This window comes from Vibrio sp. Vb1026, from assembly GCF_033338745.1.
In the GTDB taxonomy this organism is placed as follows: Bacteria; Pseudomonadota; Gammaproteobacteria; order Enterobacterales; family Vibrionaceae; genus Vibrio; species Vibrio alginolyticus.
Map to the genome: position 1 here is coordinate 481879 of NZ_JAWOTH010000002.1, position 14424 is coordinate 496302.

Genomic DNA, 14424 nt, shown 5'->3' on the forward strand with positions numbered 1-14424 from the left:
AACAAAAAGTGAATGTTAAATTAATGTTAGTGAGTAATTATTCTAAATATCACCCATTTAATCGATTGCTATGCTGAATGGATTTTTTGACCGTGGTGCCAAAACTGAAATATTGAATATTTAGTTGTTGACTGTCTTGAGCATTTACTCAGAATTAGAAGGTTTAGTGAGAAAAATTCTCATCTAAATACTGTTATAGCCGAGCGTATTCACGCATTCGGAACAATAACCATTACAAGAAGAGTGAATGATGAAAAAAACAATCACACTATTAACTGCATTACTTCCGCTTGCCTCCGCCATTGCAGAGGAGCCAACTTTATCACCAGCAATGGTTTCTGCGGCTGAAGTGGTTAGCGCGCAAGAAAATCAAACTTATACGTACGTTCGATGCTGGTATCGTACGAGCCACTCCAAGGACGATGCGGCTACCGATTGGAAATGGGCAAAAAACCAAGATGGTAGTGACTTCACTATCGATGGTTATTGGTGGAGCTCTGTTTCATTTAAAAACATGTTCTACACCAATACCTCACAAAACGTAATTCGCCAGCGTTGTGAGGAAACACTAGATCTAGCGAACGAGAACGCAGACATTACATTTTTTGCTGCCGACAATCGTTATTCTTATAACCACACGATCTGGAGCAATGATGCTGCAATGCAACCAGATCAGATAAACAAAGTAGTGGCTTTAGGCGATAGCTTGTCTGATACAGGCAACATCTTTAACGCGTCCCAATGGCGCTTTCCTAACCCGAATAGCTGGTTCTTGGGTCACTTCTCAAACGGTTTTGTTTGGACGGAATACGTTGCTAAAGCCAAAAACTTACCGCTATACAACTGGGCAGTTGGTGGCGCAGCAGGTGAAAACCAATACATCGCGCTAACTGGTGTCGGCGAACAAGTTTCTTCTTACTTAACCTACACAAAGCTGGCGAAGAACTACAACCCTGCTAACACATTGTTTACGTTAGAGTTTGGTTTAAATGACTTCATGAACTACAACCGTAGCGTGCCGGAAGTAAAAGCGGATTACGCTGAAGCTCTGATTCGTTTAACAGACGCTGGCGCGAAGAACTTCATGTTGATGACACTGCCAGATGCAACCAAAGCACCACAGTTCAAATACTCAACACAGGAAGAAATTGAAACGATTCGTGCGAAAGTATTGAAGATGAACGAGTTCATCAAAGCACAAGCGATGTACTACAAAGCCCAAGGCTACAACATCGCATTGTTTGATACACACGCACTGTTTGAGAAGTTAACCTCGGCACCAGAAGAACACGGTTTCGTAAATGCAAGCGACCCTTGCTTAGACATCAACCGTTCATCCTCTGTTGACTACATGTACACTCACTCATTACGTTCTGAATGTGCAGCATCTGGCGCAGATAAGTTCGTGTTCTGGGATGTGACTCACCCAACCACAGCAACGCATCGTTATGTGGCTGAAAAAATGTTAGAAAGCAGCAATAACTTAGAAGAGTTTCGCTTTTAATGAGCCGTTGTTGTTCATTGCAAGTTAATCTGCATAAAAATGACCACGATGCTTCGTGGTCATTTTTTATCGATATCGAACCCCGATAACGGGTTTATTTGAGCTCGCTTACTTCAAGCCGTTGATTTAGAGACGTTGACTTTGAGCAGCCTCATTCAGCTTTCTGTTTTTGGTACGTTACCGCGGAAACTGTCCACCATAATAGAGATCAACGTCTTTAAGGTTACATCATCACTGCGGTATGAGTAGGCTCGTATACCCGTAAACTGAACCTGGAACAACTGAGCAAGAAGCAATGTATCCTGAGCTTCAATTTCGCCATTCTCGATTGCTCGCTCAAACAGCTTTGCAAGAAAAGATTCAAATTGGTTTGCTAAGCTGTTTGTTTGATTGCGCAGAGCATTAAAATCCTCAGCAAATTCACTTGCTGATTTGACTAACATGCACACTTCACTGGGATTGGAGTCTCGCTGATTGATAACCACATCAATCGCGAAAGCTTCTATTGCATCTAGAACCGTTGTGTTCTGAGTTAAATGCAACTCAAACAGGGCTTGTAAGTTCGCAACGTACATTTTTAGCGCTTCACAATATAGCCCCTCTTTTGACCCAAACGTCGCATAAATACTTCCAGGACGCAGATTAACGCTATCTTGTAAATCACGTGTAGATGTTGCATGAAAACCTTTCTTCCAGAATAGATCCGAGGCAGCTTTCACCACTTCATCACGTTGGAATTTCTTTGTATTCGCCATGAGCAATTATCAATTTTGAACATATGCTCAATTTTATATTGAGCGACCGCTCAAAATCAACTATCCTGTTCTTGCCTAATCCGCTCATATCCAATTACAGGAGATTTAAACATGGCAGAATTTAAACTGTATACCGCAGAAAACGCACCCGAAGGATCAAAGCATCTGATTGAAAATTCAGTCAAAGCGTTTGGCATGCTACCAAATCTTCATGCTGTTATGGCTGAAGCGCCAACCTTGCTTGAGGGTTATCAAGTCGTGCATGAGCTCTTTCAACAAACATCATTTAACGCAGAAGAATTGACCGTCGTATGGCAAACCATCAACGTTGAACATGGTTGTCACTACTGCGTTCCTGCTCATAGTGCGATCGCGGCGTCAATGAAAGTGGATCAGGAGATTGTTGATGCTCTCGTCAACCAAACACCATTGGCAGACGAAAAACTTGAAACACTACGAGAAACAACGCTTCAAATGGTGCGTCAACGTGGTGTAGTGGAAGAGTCTCAGATAGAGAAATTCTTTGCGGCAGGTTACGGACAGCAGCAACTGCTTGAAATTGTTCTTGGTCTAGCGCAAAAAGTGATGAGTAACTACACCAATCACCTAGCTGACACCCCGGTTGATGCACCTTTCAAGAAGTTCGCCAAGTAACTTAAGCTTTTATTACTGGTCCCATTCATGGGACCAGTAATACCTTCAAAAAAGGCTTTGTTGCATGGCGCTTCGCTAGTGTGAGCTGACACCTAATTACAACGGCGCGACGTCGGTTCCCCCTAAAGACTGGTAAAGCGTAACCTGAGTGAGAAACTGGTTGTAGCGGTTTTCCAACAAAGAAGCTTGCGCGTTTCTGGTGTCTTCTTGTGCATTCAAATAGTCCATGATCGACGTCGAGCCATACTGATACCGCGCAGCATAAATGGACTCAGCGGCACTTGCGGCATCATATTGCTCTTGTAAACGCGCCGCCTGATACTTCAATTTCTCGCGTGCTGACAAGGCATTTTCGACATCTTGGAATGCGGCGTACAACACTTGGCGATAACTCACAATAGCCGATTGATAGTCTAAATCGGCAATGGCTTGGCTATTTTTCATCTCATTCCACTGCAAAAACGGCAACGTCATATCCGCACCTAAACTGCCGATCGGGTTGGAAAGCAGGTCTTTGAGCGCTTGTGACGATCCACCCAAAGCCCCAGTGAGCGTCAGCTTGGGCAAGTAGTCTAAATCTGCTGCGTCTTTATTTGCTAGCGCGGCTTTGACTTCATAAAGCGCTGCTTTAATGTCGGGTCTGCGGATCAATAAATCAGACGGAGCACCAACACTCAACGATGGCATATCGCCTTCAGGCAGCATTTGGATGTTTGCACTGATGCTCTTCGGCGGTTGATTGAACAAAATCGCAAAGGCGTGGTTTGCCTCAAGTAAACTCTGTTCAAACTCACTTTGCTGCGCTTGTAAGCTTGCCAACGTACGTTTGGCTTCAAGCACATCTAACTGATCCACAGCGCCAAGTTGGTACTGTTTTTTAATCAATTGTAGCGTTTGAGCTGCGTCTACCACATTACGCTGGCTGAGGTTTAAGCGCTGTTGCAGATAGCCGATTTGCCAATATAGCGATGCCGTCGTTGCTACCAAACTTTGTGCGGTCGCCTCGCGATCTTGTTGACTTGCCATCGCCGACCACTTGGCTTGGTCAACGTCTGCCGAGATTTTTCCCCATAAATCCAACTCGTAATTGACGGATAAGTTAGTGCTGTAACTATCTGCCGATTCCCCGCTATCAAGAGATTTTTGAACTTGTCCTGATGTGGAAGAACTCAACGTAGGGAAAAGGTCATCTTGCGCTAAACCCAGCTGTAAACGCGCTTTCTTTAGCGTTAGCGTTGCCAGCGTCAAATCGTTATTTTGAGCCAACACCTGAGTAATGTATTGATTAAGAGTTGGATCGTTAAACGCCAACCACCAAGGATCCATACTGACATCACCCGCAACATGCATCTGTTGCCAATTTGCAGGCACTTGCACCTCAGGAGCTTGATAGTCGCTACGCATAAGCGAACCACAACCTGACAACCACACTGCGCTTAAGGCAGCCGCGACCAATCGAGTCTTGAATTTCATTGTGTTACTCATTTTTAGTCTCTCGCTAGCGCTTCTATCGGATCGAGTTTGGCTGCATTGCGAGCGGGTAAAAAGCCGAAAGCGATGCCAATCAACGTTGAGCAAATAAACGCCCAGATGATCGAGTTCATTGAGTAAATCATTTGGAAGCTGCTGCCAGATGTACTGAATGCAAAACCAATCAAAAACGCCAAGCCAATACCAGCAATGCCACCACACAAACACACTAGTACCGCTTCAATCAAAAACTGACGCAAAATATCCGCTTGCCGCGCACCCACAGCCATTCGTACACCGATCTCTTTCGTGCGCTCTGTCACCGACACCAACATGATGTTCATTACGCCAATTCCGCCGACAATTAGGGAGATCACCGCAATCGCTGAGATCAGTAACGTCATGGTGGCGGTGGTTTTCTCGATGCTCTGACGAATGGTGTCAGTGTTAATCGTGAAGAAATCTTCTGTACCGTGACGCATTTTTAACAAGTTGATGATGCTCTGTTCTACCGCTGCGCTTGGGGCGTTCTCATCAATCCGTACAGTAATGCCGTTGAGGTAGCGTTGTCCCATCATTCGTCCCGACATGGTGGTGTATGGCACCCAAATTTTCAGCGCGTCGCTGTTGCCAAACGCGTCTTCTTTTTTCTGCGTGACACCCACAATACGCACTGGCAATGAACCTAGAAAAATCACTTCACCAATCGGATTTCTATCCGCAAACATTTCCTTTCTGGTGTTGTCATCAATCACTGCTTCTTGGGCGAGCGAATTCACACTCTCTTCATCCCAAAACTGACCTTTGGCGATCTCATAACCGCGCACACGGAAATAATCTTCCCCAACCCCTTCCACAGACGCGGTTGCATCCTGATTGGCGTAACGCACGGTTAAGCTGTTGGATAAAGACGGCGTGACACTGTCGACAAAAGGTAGACTCTCCAACGATTTAGCATCGTCGGCGGTTAGCGTTTTCACTCGTCCGGAGCGGCGGTCACCAAACCCTTTGCCCGGCCTGACATCAATGGTGTTTGTTCCCATGGATGAAATATTCGACAAAATTTGCTGTTGTGAACCATTACCTAGTGCCACCACGGAAACCACCGAGGCTATACCAATAATGATGCCGAGCATGGTCAAAAACGTGCGCATTCTGTGGCTAGACATCGCCAGCAGCGCCATTTTGAGCGCGTCAATAAAACTGTCCCACTTCCACCACTTACTGGCGGCTTGCGCTGGGCGATGAAAAGACGCGCTCGGTGTATTTGCTGCTTGCTCATTGATTACAACTTGTGCATTTGGCGTATCTGCAATGATTTCACCATCTTTGATTTCAATGATGCGATCCGCAAAGTTCGCCACGTTCATATCATGAGTCACTAAGATGATCGTATGCCCAAGTTGATGCAATTCTTTAAGCAGTGCCATCATCTCTTGCCCACTGTGACTGTCTAATGCGCCAGTGGGCTCATCGGCGAGAATCACCTCACCACCGTTCATCAGTGCACGAGCAACACTCACGCGCTGTTGCTGGCCACCACTCAGTTGGCTGGGCTTGTGAGTCAAACGATCTTCCAGCCCCAAGCGAGCCAATAGTGACTGCGCTCGCTCCGTTCTTTGACGATGAGGAACTCCCGCGTAAACCGCAGGTACTTCCACGTTTGCCACCGCGGTTAAATCCCCCAGCAGATGGTAACGCTGGAATATAAAGCCAAAATACTCGCGGCGCAGCTCCGCCAGTTGGTCGGATTCCAACGTCGATACATCTTGCCCATTAATGAAGTATCGACCGCTGGACGGTTTATCCAAGCAGCCGAGCACATTCATCAGCGTCGATTTACCTGAGCCCGAAGCCCCCACGATCGCGACCATTTCACCGCGTTTTATCTCTAAATTAATGTGGTTCAACACAGTAAGCGACTCGTCGCCAGAGACAAAACGTCGAGTTAAATCCTCAACTTTTAAAAGCACGTCACTCATCTTAGAACCTCATTGGAGGTCGACGACGATCACCTCGGCTTGATGATTCTCCATCCATAGCATTGCCAAGAACAACCTGGTCACCCTCCTTCAAACCTGAGAGAATTTCTGCGTTCACTTTGTTGTTAATACCCACTGTCACGGGCTTTTCCACCACTTGGCCCTGTTCAAGCACTGGCACGGTATAGTTGCCTTTGCCGCCAGATTTTTGCAGCACTTGTGAAGGGACAATCAAGGTATTTTCCGATTGCTCAAGGACAATCGAAACTTGCGCAGTCATGCCAATACGCAAAATACCTTGCGGGTTCTTCACATCAAATACAGCGTTGTAGTAAATGGCGTCGCTATCTGAAATGCTCAAATCGCTGTCATCGCCATCCATGATGGTTGGCCCCGGCTCAATGGCGCGCAATGTACCTTTAAACTGCTGATTCGGTTTGCCTAAAATGGTGAACAGCGCCGTTTGGCCTGGGTGAACAAAAATCACATCGGCTTCCGAAATTTCGGCTTTCACCGTCATCGTATCTAACTTGGCTAACTCGATAATCGTTGGCGTGGTTTGATTGGCGTTTACGGTTTGTCCTTCTTCCACCGCGGTGTAGACCACCGTGCCATCCATCGGTGCGTTGATGGTGGTGTAACCGAGATCTAACTGCGCATTGTCGACGTTGATTTTGGCTTTCTCGATTTCGGCATCCAGTTGCGCTAACTCGGCTTTGTAGATGGCGAGCGTCGCTTCGGCATTCTCGTAATCAGCTCGTGAGCTCGCTTTCGCTGCCAACATGCCTTTTTGGCGCACGTATTCATAGTTTGCTTGTTTAATCTGCGCTTGCTTAGCCTGGTACTGAGCGTTGAGACTATTAAGAGACGCTTGAGCTTCTTTGAGGCTGTTTTGCTGAGTCAGGCTGTCAATCTGTGCAATCAAATCTCCCTGTTTGATCTCATCCCCTAAGTTCACAGCGAGGCGTTGAATTTGCCCAGATACTTGCGCACCTACATTCACCAATTTGGACGCTTGCAGCATGCCGTTGGCTAATACCGCCTTTTCGATATTGCCTTTGCGAACGACTTCTGTCGCGTAAGGAGAAATGGGTTCTGGACGTTGCAGATAATGATAACCACCAGCACCAATAGCAAGTAGGCCACACAAAACGAGCCATTTTTTATTGAGTTTCATAGCAGGAGTGAAGTAAATAATCGTTTTGATTTTATACTGTTATTTGTCTTAGCCGTACAGGGTACGAGACGTAAAGATAGGTAAATTAACGTCAAGATACTGAAGGAATAACTTCACTAACGTGAAAAATCCGAGATATTATAGTCACTTCAAAACTATATTATTCAATACGTATAGCAAAGATCATTTTTAATATAGAAATTCAAGTTATAAGTATTATAAACAAAATTTTTAAATACCAACAAACCAGTAAAATCTAAACTTATTCAATATGTCATCCATTTAGATTTCATTATGGCCATTTTTTAATTGTTGAATTTCAAGAGGAGTTAAGTGACAAGTTAAATAAAAAATACCCACATAACACAGGTAAGACCGAGAGGAGTGTGTCATGTGGGTTTAAACGATAGTTCTCTTGCTGATTCGAACTACCAACGTTGGGATGCAATGGAAATACAAATGACTCAGAGTTTCCATCACGGACACTTTATCGCTGGATTTCCCTCTATTTGTTAGGGAACAGTCAGTACAATAAAAATAGAGAAGTAATACCGCAAAAATAAAAATAGAAGTTCAGGATTTAATTTACACGTAAAATAACCACTATATTCACGCCATGAAGCATTAATAAATTCAACAATAAATATTTATTAAGTTAAATTTACTTATTGTCAGCACACTGTTAGTTTTACTCTTAAATGCACTGGTCAGATTTGTTTATTTTACTGATTTTCGTTGCAATACAACTTCTAATTAATTCATGAGAAAAACATGCAGCGACAATTAACTCTTTCACCGATTTATTTATTAATCGGGTTAGCCTCCTCGACGGCGTATGCCGGTGGTTTTCAAATTAACGAACATTCTGCGACGGGTCTTGGTCGTGCTTTTGCTGGTGATGCCGTCATTGGTGATAATGCATCTGTAGTCAGCCGCAACGCCGCAGCGATGACGCTGTTTAAACAAAATGCCTTATCGTTCGGTGTCACTTACGTCAAACCTGACGTTACCGTTAAAAATGCGCAATATCATCGAGCTAACATTAATGCAGATGTCAATGTTGGTATGGGCGGTTTTCCTCCGTCCCCTCAAGTTGACATTACCCCGTCCTTCTCTCAAACCGTGACCGACATTGATGACGTCGATGGCGTTGGTCAACCAGCCGTTGTACCCAATTTTTACTTTATTCATCCTATCAACGACGACTGGTATCTAGGCTTATCGGCATATTCCAACTTCGGAACCGACATGGAGTTTAAACCAAACTATGGCGCACCTGTTTTTGGCGGTGTCACCAGCGTAGCGAGTGTCAACCTTGGCGCAAGCTTGGCATACAAGGTGAACGATCGTTTTAGTATCGGTGGTGGTATTGATGTGATTTACGGCTCTGGTGAGCTGTACCGCGATATGGACGTGGGTGTTTGCGTTGGTGGGAACATACTTGGAAACGAACTAGAACAACGCTGTGGATCCGTAAAAGGCAACGCACTTGATGTGGAAGCTGGCGGCATTGGGCTTGGCGCGAACATTGGCATGATGTACGAGTTTAACGAACGTCATCGCTTAGGTTTAAGCTACAAGCACAGCCCTAACATAGATGCCAAGGGCGACATCCACTTTGCTGGCGAATCGTACGACTCGCTTGCTATGCCGCTACCGGATATTGCGGAGTTTTCCGGTTATCACCGCGTCTTACCTAAATTTGCCCTGCACTATTCTGTGCAGTGGATTGGTTGGTCAGCATTTGACAGCTTGAAAGCTGATGATCAGTTGCTAAAAGATTTTCAGTGGCAAGACTCCGCGCACTACTCCATCGGTGCGACTTGGTACGCCAATGAACGTTGGACACTTCGCACGGGTTACATGTTCGACAAAACACCTGTCGATGAGCTGACTTCGCTTTCTATTCCAGATTCGAACCGTCACTGGTTATCTGCGGGGGCCTCTTACCAATGGTCATCAGATACCACGGTTGACATCGGCATGACGTACTTGATTGGTGAAGATGTCAACGTAGAAGAGTACGCGTATGAAGGTGTTCCTGCACCGATGGTGACGGGCGTGACCCATTCAAATGCGTTCCTAATTGGTGCCCAGCTCAGCCACCGTTTCTAATTTGTCAGGCAGTGATCAAACCTCTAGGTCATTGCCTTGTAACAACGCTTATCAAGGCGACCGAACAGAGACATTATTATGAACAAAACACTACTTGCTTTTTCACTCTCACTTCTCACTCTAGGCGCGGCTCAGGCTTCGGAATGGGGCTATGGCAATGACAAACACGGGCCAGAACACTGGGGAGAAATCGCCAAAGACTGCGCAACCACGAAAAACCAAAGCCCAATCAACATCGACAACCCAGCCGACGCAAAACTGGAAGCACTGAACCTTTCGTACACTGGTCAGGTCATTGGTTTAACCAACAATGGTCATACGCTGCAAGCGCAAGTGAACGGACGTAACAGCTTCACCATCGATGGCGAGACGTTCGAGCTGCAACAGTTCCATTTCCACACACCTTCAGAAAACCAAATCAAAGGCCGCCAATATCCACTTGAAGCGCACTTTGTGCACGCCAACGCAGACGGCGAGTTGGCGGTAATTTCGGTGATGTTTGATGCTGGCGATCAAAACGCAGCACTGTCTAAACTGATCAACGCAATCCCACAAGAGAATCAAACCACGTTCTTCAAAGATACGTTTGAGATTAACGACTTACTGCCAAAAACTGCAAACCACTATCGATTTAACGGCTCTTTAACCACACCGCCATGTTCAGAAGGTGTGCGCTGGTTTGTGCTTAAAGACACTCAAACCTTATCCAAAGATCAAGCCGCGAAACTGATGGAAGTCATGGGACAAAACAATCGTCCGCTGCAACCGCTAAATGCGCGCGTTGTACTTTCTAACTAATCGCCACATCCGATAAGGGGCATCGTATTTGCCCCTTATTTTGATTCGCTCTAACCTCACTTCGTTACAGGCCCCCCCAATGAAAACTCCATCTGTTCTGTCACTCTTACTCGCACTCGCCCCGACATTCGCCTTCTCTCATAACCTTTCTGTCGGTCAAACCACCCCTTCCGTCAGCATTGATACCTATGGCGAAATGACGCTGCAAGGAGACGATGTGGCTTATCAACCTTGGGAAACTCAGCAGATGTTAGGCAAAGTCCATGTGATACAAGCCATTGCAGGTCGTAGTAAAGCCAAAGAGATGAACGCGCCGCTGATGTCAGCAATCACTGCCGCTCACTTTCCTGAAGATCAGTATCAGACCACAACCGTGATCAACCAAGAAGACGCCATTTGGGGAACCGGTACATTTGTTAAATCGTCGGCAGAGGACAGCAAAAAGACATTCTCTTGGTCTTCCATGGTGTTAGACAAAAATGGCGTATTAGCAACAACTTGGGATCTGCAGCAAGAAAGTTCTGCGATTATCGTACAAAATAAACAAGGTGAAATTTTATTCGTGAAAGAAGGGGCTTTAACTCAAGACGAAGTCACACACGTCATCGAACTGATTAAACAGAATATCTAAACCTAAGGTAAGGAAAAGTTATGAAACTGTTCAACACCATCGCGCTCTGTCTTTTAGCGGCTGTAGCCTCTTTCCAATCGATTGCTGGAGACAACGATTGGGACAAGATTGCAGATAAAACCGTCAGTTTTAAATCGGAAACCGACACAGTCAATCCACTGTCACCATTTGCTAACGCTCGTTTTAGCCACATCAAAATCAAATGTACGCAAGGTACGGTCGATCTGAAAAGCGTTAAAGTAATCATGAAAGATGCTCAGGAAAAGACGTTCGACAGTTTAGGTGTTCTGACTAAAGGCATGTCATCAAGAAGCTTAAGCCTACCAACAAAAGATAACGCGAAGTTAGACAAAATCGAGTTGAACTATGAATCGGTTGGCAGCACTGCGCTGCAAGTCGCGGGGGTGACCAAAAAAGCGCAAGTGGAAATCTTAGGTAAGAAAATCGACGAGTAAGCGATGGCTCAACGAACTCACCCAAACTAAAAACAGCGGCACTAGGCCGCTGTTTTCATTAAAAAATCGTCATGGATAACTAAATGAATTTCTTCAGCTTCGCCAAACCATAAGCGGCGATGGTGACACAATCTTTGATCGTGCCGTCGATCATCATCTGTTCGAACTCCTCAACAGAAAAAGCGCGAGTGATCAAATCCTCTTCTTCACTGTCGAGTTGATTGCCCACGTCCGTTAAATCACTGGCGAAGTAGACGTGACATGTCTGATTCAAAAAGCCGTATGCGATAAACTGCGCGCCGACATACGCCATAGCGCTCGCCTGCATGCCCGTTTCTTCACGCAGCTCGCCTTTGGCAAGCTCAAGATGATCCGCATCTGGGTTTGATTCCCACGCCCCTTGTGGGATCTCCCAACAACGTTGACCTACGGTGTAACGGTACTGCTGAACCAAGTGAATCATCCCGTTATCGATAGCCAGAATCGCAGCACAATCAGGTTTGTCGACCACACCATAGATGCCCTCTGCGCCGCTCGGACGTAAAATTTTGTCCTCACGCACCGTCATCCACTTATTCTGGTAAACGACTTTGCTGTCTAGCTGTTTGATGTCTGACATGGTTATTCCTTGATTTTTCTGAGGGTTACTGCGGAATAATACCGGATTCGGTTACGCCACCAAAATGTTCTTTAGTTCACTCAAAGACTCAACGGTGTAATTTGGTGCGATACGCTCATCGACGCTTGCGCCTGTGGTATTTAACCAGCAAGTTTCAATACCAAAATTATTACCACCCAGAATATCGGAATGAAGGTTGTCACCCACCATCAGTACGCGCGTTTTGCATGGGTTGCCCATTTGCTGCATCGCGTATTCAAAAATACCTAAGTCCGGTTTTGCTACGCCCACTTGTTCAGAGATCACCACTTTATCGAAGTACTCAGTCATCCCTGTGCGCTCAAGGCGAATCGCTTGCAACTCTGTAAAACCGTTGGTGATGATGCCCATTTTAGCTTTGCCTTGCAGCGCTTCCATCAGCTCTTTTGCACCTGGCAACAAGCTGCAAATATCGGCCATTGCTTCTAAAAATGCGCTGTTGAGATCTGCTGTTGTGGTATTCAACTTCTCAGCCCACTCGGTAAAACGCTTATGTTTTAGCTCATCTGCCGTTACTTTGCCGTCTTGGTAATCCACCCAAAGCGGTTTGTTTACGGTTTGGTAATGAGCAAAATCTTGTTCAGTAAAATCTACGCCTTTGCGAGAAAACATAAGCTGCAAACCTTTGAAAGCATCAAAGTGGAATAAGGTTTCGTCAGCGTCAAACAGGATCCAATCGTACTTCATTTTCTTCTTCCCAAAATCAAGGTCGTAATACTGGTGCATAGTCTAGATTGTTTTCTTCTTGAAGATAATCTCTATAATTGGAAATTAATTGTATCCTTGTGCTCAACAATAAATGCTTCACGATAATAGGAGATTGATGTGAACGCGATTGCCTCCCTGCCCGTTTTTGTTGCTGTTGTCGAATGCGGCAGCTTTTCCCTTGCGGCCAAACAGCTGAATCTGACGAAATCGGCGATCAGCAAACGCATCAACCAACTAGAAGACGATTTGGGCATTCGTCTCCTTAACCGAACCACGCGTAAGCTGAGCCTGACCGAAGCGGGAGAACGCTATTTTGAGTACGCCTCTCAAGCGCTCAACCTAGCCCAACAAGGCGTGGACGCGGTATCGGAGCTGCAAGGCTCTCCACAAGGTCGGCTCAAAATTACCGTGCCGATGTCTTTCGGTGTGCTGCATATCGCGCCTTTGATCAGCGAGTTTCTCGCTCGTTACCCGAAAATTGAAGTGGATTTAAACCTCGAAGACAAAATGGTCGATTTGGTTAAAGACGGTTTTGATTTGGGGATCCGTATTGGTGAACTCACCTCTTCCAATCTAATCGCAAAACGTCTCGCCCCTTGTAAAAGTGTGCTTTGTGCCTCACCAGATTACTTAGCGGAGTTTGGAACACCACAAAAACCAAGTGATTTAGTCGGTCACAACTGCCTGCGCTACTCCTATTTCCGTGGTGGCGTCGAATGGATGTTCATCAACAACGGCAGCGAATACAAGGTACTTCCAAAAGGAAACTTTATCGTCAATAACAGCGAAGCCATTCGCCAGTTGCTGTTAAGAGGTTCGGGCATTGCGCAACTGCCAACATTTATTGCAGGAAGAGACTTTGCCGCAGGAAATCTAAAACCGGTGATGGAAGAGTACTCTCTACCAGAACACGCCATTTATGCGGTTTTTCCTGAGCGCAAGCACATGCCGTTGAAAGTAAGAGCCTTTATCGATTTTATCAGCGAAAAACTCGGCACAGATTTACCTTACTGGGATCGTTACAACAGCCCAGAAAAATAACCATATTGATGATAAGTGAGTGAGATTTCACTACTGACATGTTCTGACATTCCATCCGCGTAACCTTATTTGGAACTCAACAGGCAATCCGCCAAAACCAATAAGGAATCACAATATGGAAACCGTTATCGAAACTGTGCAATTTCGTCTAACCGCAGGCACAACAGAGCAAGACGTGATCGCCGCTGCCAAACAGTCACAAACGTTTGTGAAGAATCTGCCGGGCTTTTTGTATCGCTCACTCAGTCACGAAGCGACGGACGATGTGTGGACAGACATCATTTACTGGCGTTCAATGGACGATGCAAAACAGGCGGGAAAACAGCTTAAGCAAGCCGCTGAATTTCAGCCTCTGTTATCAATGATTGACTGCGAAAGCTTCGAGCTTATACATCACAACTTAAAAATGTGCAGTGAGCTAGAGAAGTAATCAGCCACACTACTACTAACAACCAGTAGGTCTAGATAAGGAACAT

14 protein-coding genes are annotated in these 14424 nt (G+C 45.6%); 8 read left to right on the plus strand and 6 right to left on the minus strand.

The features are described 5' to 3' along the window. Positions 1–247 precede the first annotated feature (247 nt). Positions 248–1504, plus strand: a complete 1257-nt coding sequence (locus tag R7E47_RS06095) for a type 2 secretion system lipase (protein ID WP_017819748.1) — start codon at positions 248–250, stop codon at positions 1502–1504. A 155-nt stretch (positions 1505–1659) separates the two neighbouring features. Here the strand turns inward: R7E47_RS06095 and R7E47_RS06100 are convergent, their stop codons facing one another. Next, positions 1660–2259 carry a TetR/AcrR family transcriptional regulator gene (locus R7E47_RS06100; RefSeq protein WP_033906273.1) on the minus strand — a complete coding sequence of 200 codons (600 nt, stop codon included), beginning with the start codon at positions 2257–2259 and terminating at the stop codon, positions 1660–1662. Between the two features lie 111 nt (positions 2260–2370). Between R7E47_RS06100 and R7E47_RS06105 the strand changes: the two genes are divergently transcribed. Then, positions 2371–2913, plus strand: a complete 543-nt coding sequence (locus tag R7E47_RS06105; protein WP_005374097.1) for a carboxymuconolactone decarboxylase family protein — start codon at positions 2371–2373, stop codon at positions 2911–2913. Positions 2914–3009: 96 nt separating this feature from the next. Here the strand turns inward: R7E47_RS06105 and R7E47_RS06110 are convergent, their stop codons facing one another. Genes R7E47_RS06110 through R7E47_RS06120 form a run of 3 tightly spaced genes read right to left on the minus strand, consistent with a single transcriptional unit; the run spans position 3010 to position 7542 of the window. Continuing rightward, entirely contained in the window at positions 3010–4386 is a 1377-nt protein-coding gene (locus R7E47_RS06110; RefSeq protein ID WP_318083976.1) for an efflux transporter outer membrane subunit, read from the minus strand. Between the two features lie 14 nt (positions 4387–4400). Next, positions 4401–6365, minus strand: a complete 1965-nt coding sequence (locus R7E47_RS06115; RefSeq protein ID WP_021484336.1) for a MacB family efflux pump subunit — start codon at positions 6363–6365, stop codon at positions 4401–4403. Between the two features lies 1 nt (position 6366). Further along, entirely contained in the window at positions 6367–7542 is a 1176-nt protein-coding gene (locus R7E47_RS06120) for an efflux RND transporter periplasmic adaptor subunit (RefSeq protein WP_033906270.1), read from the minus strand. 771 nt (positions 7543–8313) lie between these two features. Here R7E47_RS06120 and R7E47_RS06125 point away from each other — a divergent pair. From R7E47_RS06125 to R7E47_RS06140, 4 genes are all read left to right on the plus strand, one after another. Beyond that, a complete protein-coding gene (locus tag R7E47_RS06125; RefSeq protein ID WP_005497916.1) occupies positions 8314–9657 on the plus strand; it encodes an OmpP1/FadL family transporter in 1344 nt (447 codons plus the stop codon). Positions 9658–9735: 78 nt separating this feature from the next. After that, positions 9736–10455, plus strand: coding sequence for a carbonic anhydrase (locus R7E47_RS06130; RefSeq protein ID WP_025768040.1), 720 nt, complete (start codon positions 9736–9738; stop codon positions 10453–10455). Between the two features lie 79 nt (positions 10456–10534). Then, complete coding sequence (locus tag R7E47_RS06135) at positions 10535–11086, plus strand: YtfJ family protein (protein WP_136976319.1); 552 nt, start codon at positions 10535–10537, stop codon at positions 11084–11086. A 20-nt stretch (positions 11087–11106) separates the two neighbouring features. Further along, complete coding sequence (locus tag R7E47_RS06140; protein WP_136976320.1) at positions 11107–11541, plus strand: hypothetical protein; 435 nt, start codon at positions 11107–11109, stop codon at positions 11539–11541. Between the two features lie 79 nt (positions 11542–11620). Here the strand turns inward: R7E47_RS06140 and R7E47_RS06145 are convergent, their stop codons facing one another. Next, positions 11621–12160, minus strand: coding sequence for an NUDIX domain-containing protein (locus R7E47_RS06145; protein ID WP_020834877.1), 540 nt, complete (start codon positions 12158–12160; stop codon positions 11621–11623). Positions 12161–12211: 51 nt separating this feature from the next. Continuing rightward, positions 12212–12886, minus strand: a complete 675-nt coding sequence (yjjG, locus tag R7E47_RS06150) for a pyrimidine 5'-nucleotidase (RefSeq protein WP_005374109.1) — start codon at positions 12884–12886, stop codon at positions 12212–12214. 138 nt (positions 12887–13024) lie between these two features. Between yjjG and R7E47_RS06155 the strand changes: the two genes are divergently transcribed. Next, the gene (locus tag R7E47_RS06155; protein ID WP_053307145.1) at positions 13025–13948 is read left to right on the plus strand and encodes a LysR family transcriptional regulator; all 924 of its coding nucleotides are present in this window, start codon (positions 13025–13027) and stop codon (positions 13946–13948) included. Positions 13949–14063: 115 nt separating this feature from the next. Next, positions 14064–14378 (plus strand): hypothetical protein, encoded by a 315-nt coding sequence (locus R7E47_RS06160; RefSeq protein ID WP_029795225.1) that lies wholly within the window; start codon positions 14064–14066, stop codon positions 14376–14378. The last annotated feature ends 46 nt before the right edge of the window (positions 14379–14424 follow it).

What these genes read in the sequence shown, in the direction of transcription:
- R7E47_RS06095 (WP_017819748.1), top strand. Translation starts at nt 248, where the DNA reads ATGATGAAAAAAACAATCACACTATTAACTGCATTACTTCCGCTTGCC.
- R7E47_RS06100 (WP_033906273.1), bottom strand. Translation starts at nt 2,259, where the DNA reads ATGGCGAATACAAAGAAATTCCAACGTGATGAAGTGGTGAAAGCTGCC.
- R7E47_RS06105 (WP_005374097.1), top strand. Translation starts at nt 2,371, where the DNA reads ATGGCAGAATTTAAACTGTATACCGCAGAAAACGCACCCGAAGGATCA.
- R7E47_RS06110 (WP_318083976.1), bottom strand. Translation starts at nt 4,386, where the DNA reads ATGAAATTCAAGACTCGATTGGTCGCGGCTGCCTTAAGCGCAGTGTGG.
- R7E47_RS06115 (WP_021484336.1), bottom strand. Translation starts at nt 6,365, where the DNA reads ATGAGTGACGTGCTTTTAAAAGTTGAGGATTTAACTCGACGTTTTGTC.
- R7E47_RS06120 (WP_033906270.1), bottom strand. Translation starts at nt 7,542, where the DNA reads ATGAAACTCAATAAAAAATGGCTCGTTTTGTGTGGCCTACTTGCTATT.
- R7E47_RS06125 (WP_005497916.1), top strand. Translation starts at nt 8,314, where the DNA reads ATGCAGCGACAATTAACTCTTTCACCGATTTATTTATTAATCGGGTTA.
- R7E47_RS06130 (WP_025768040.1), top strand. Translation starts at nt 9,736, where the DNA reads ATGAACAAAACACTACTTGCTTTTTCACTCTCACTTCTCACTCTAGGC.
- R7E47_RS06135 (WP_136976319.1), top strand. Translation starts at nt 10,535, where the DNA reads ATGAAAACTCCATCTGTTCTGTCACTCTTACTCGCACTCGCCCCGACA.
- R7E47_RS06140 (WP_136976320.1), top strand. Translation starts at nt 11,107, where the DNA reads ATGAAACTGTTCAACACCATCGCGCTCTGTCTTTTAGCGGCTGTAGCC.
- R7E47_RS06145 (WP_020834877.1), bottom strand. Translation starts at nt 12,160, where the DNA reads ATGTCAGACATCAAACAGCTAGACAGCAAAGTCGTTTACCAGAATAAG.
- yjjG (WP_005374109.1), bottom strand. Translation starts at nt 12,886, where the DNA reads ATGAAGTACGATTGGATCCTGTTTGACGCTGACGAAACCTTATTCCAC.
- R7E47_RS06160 (WP_029795225.1), top strand. Translation starts at nt 14,064, where the DNA reads ATGGAAACCGTTATCGAAACTGTGCAATTTCGTCTAACCGCAGGCACA.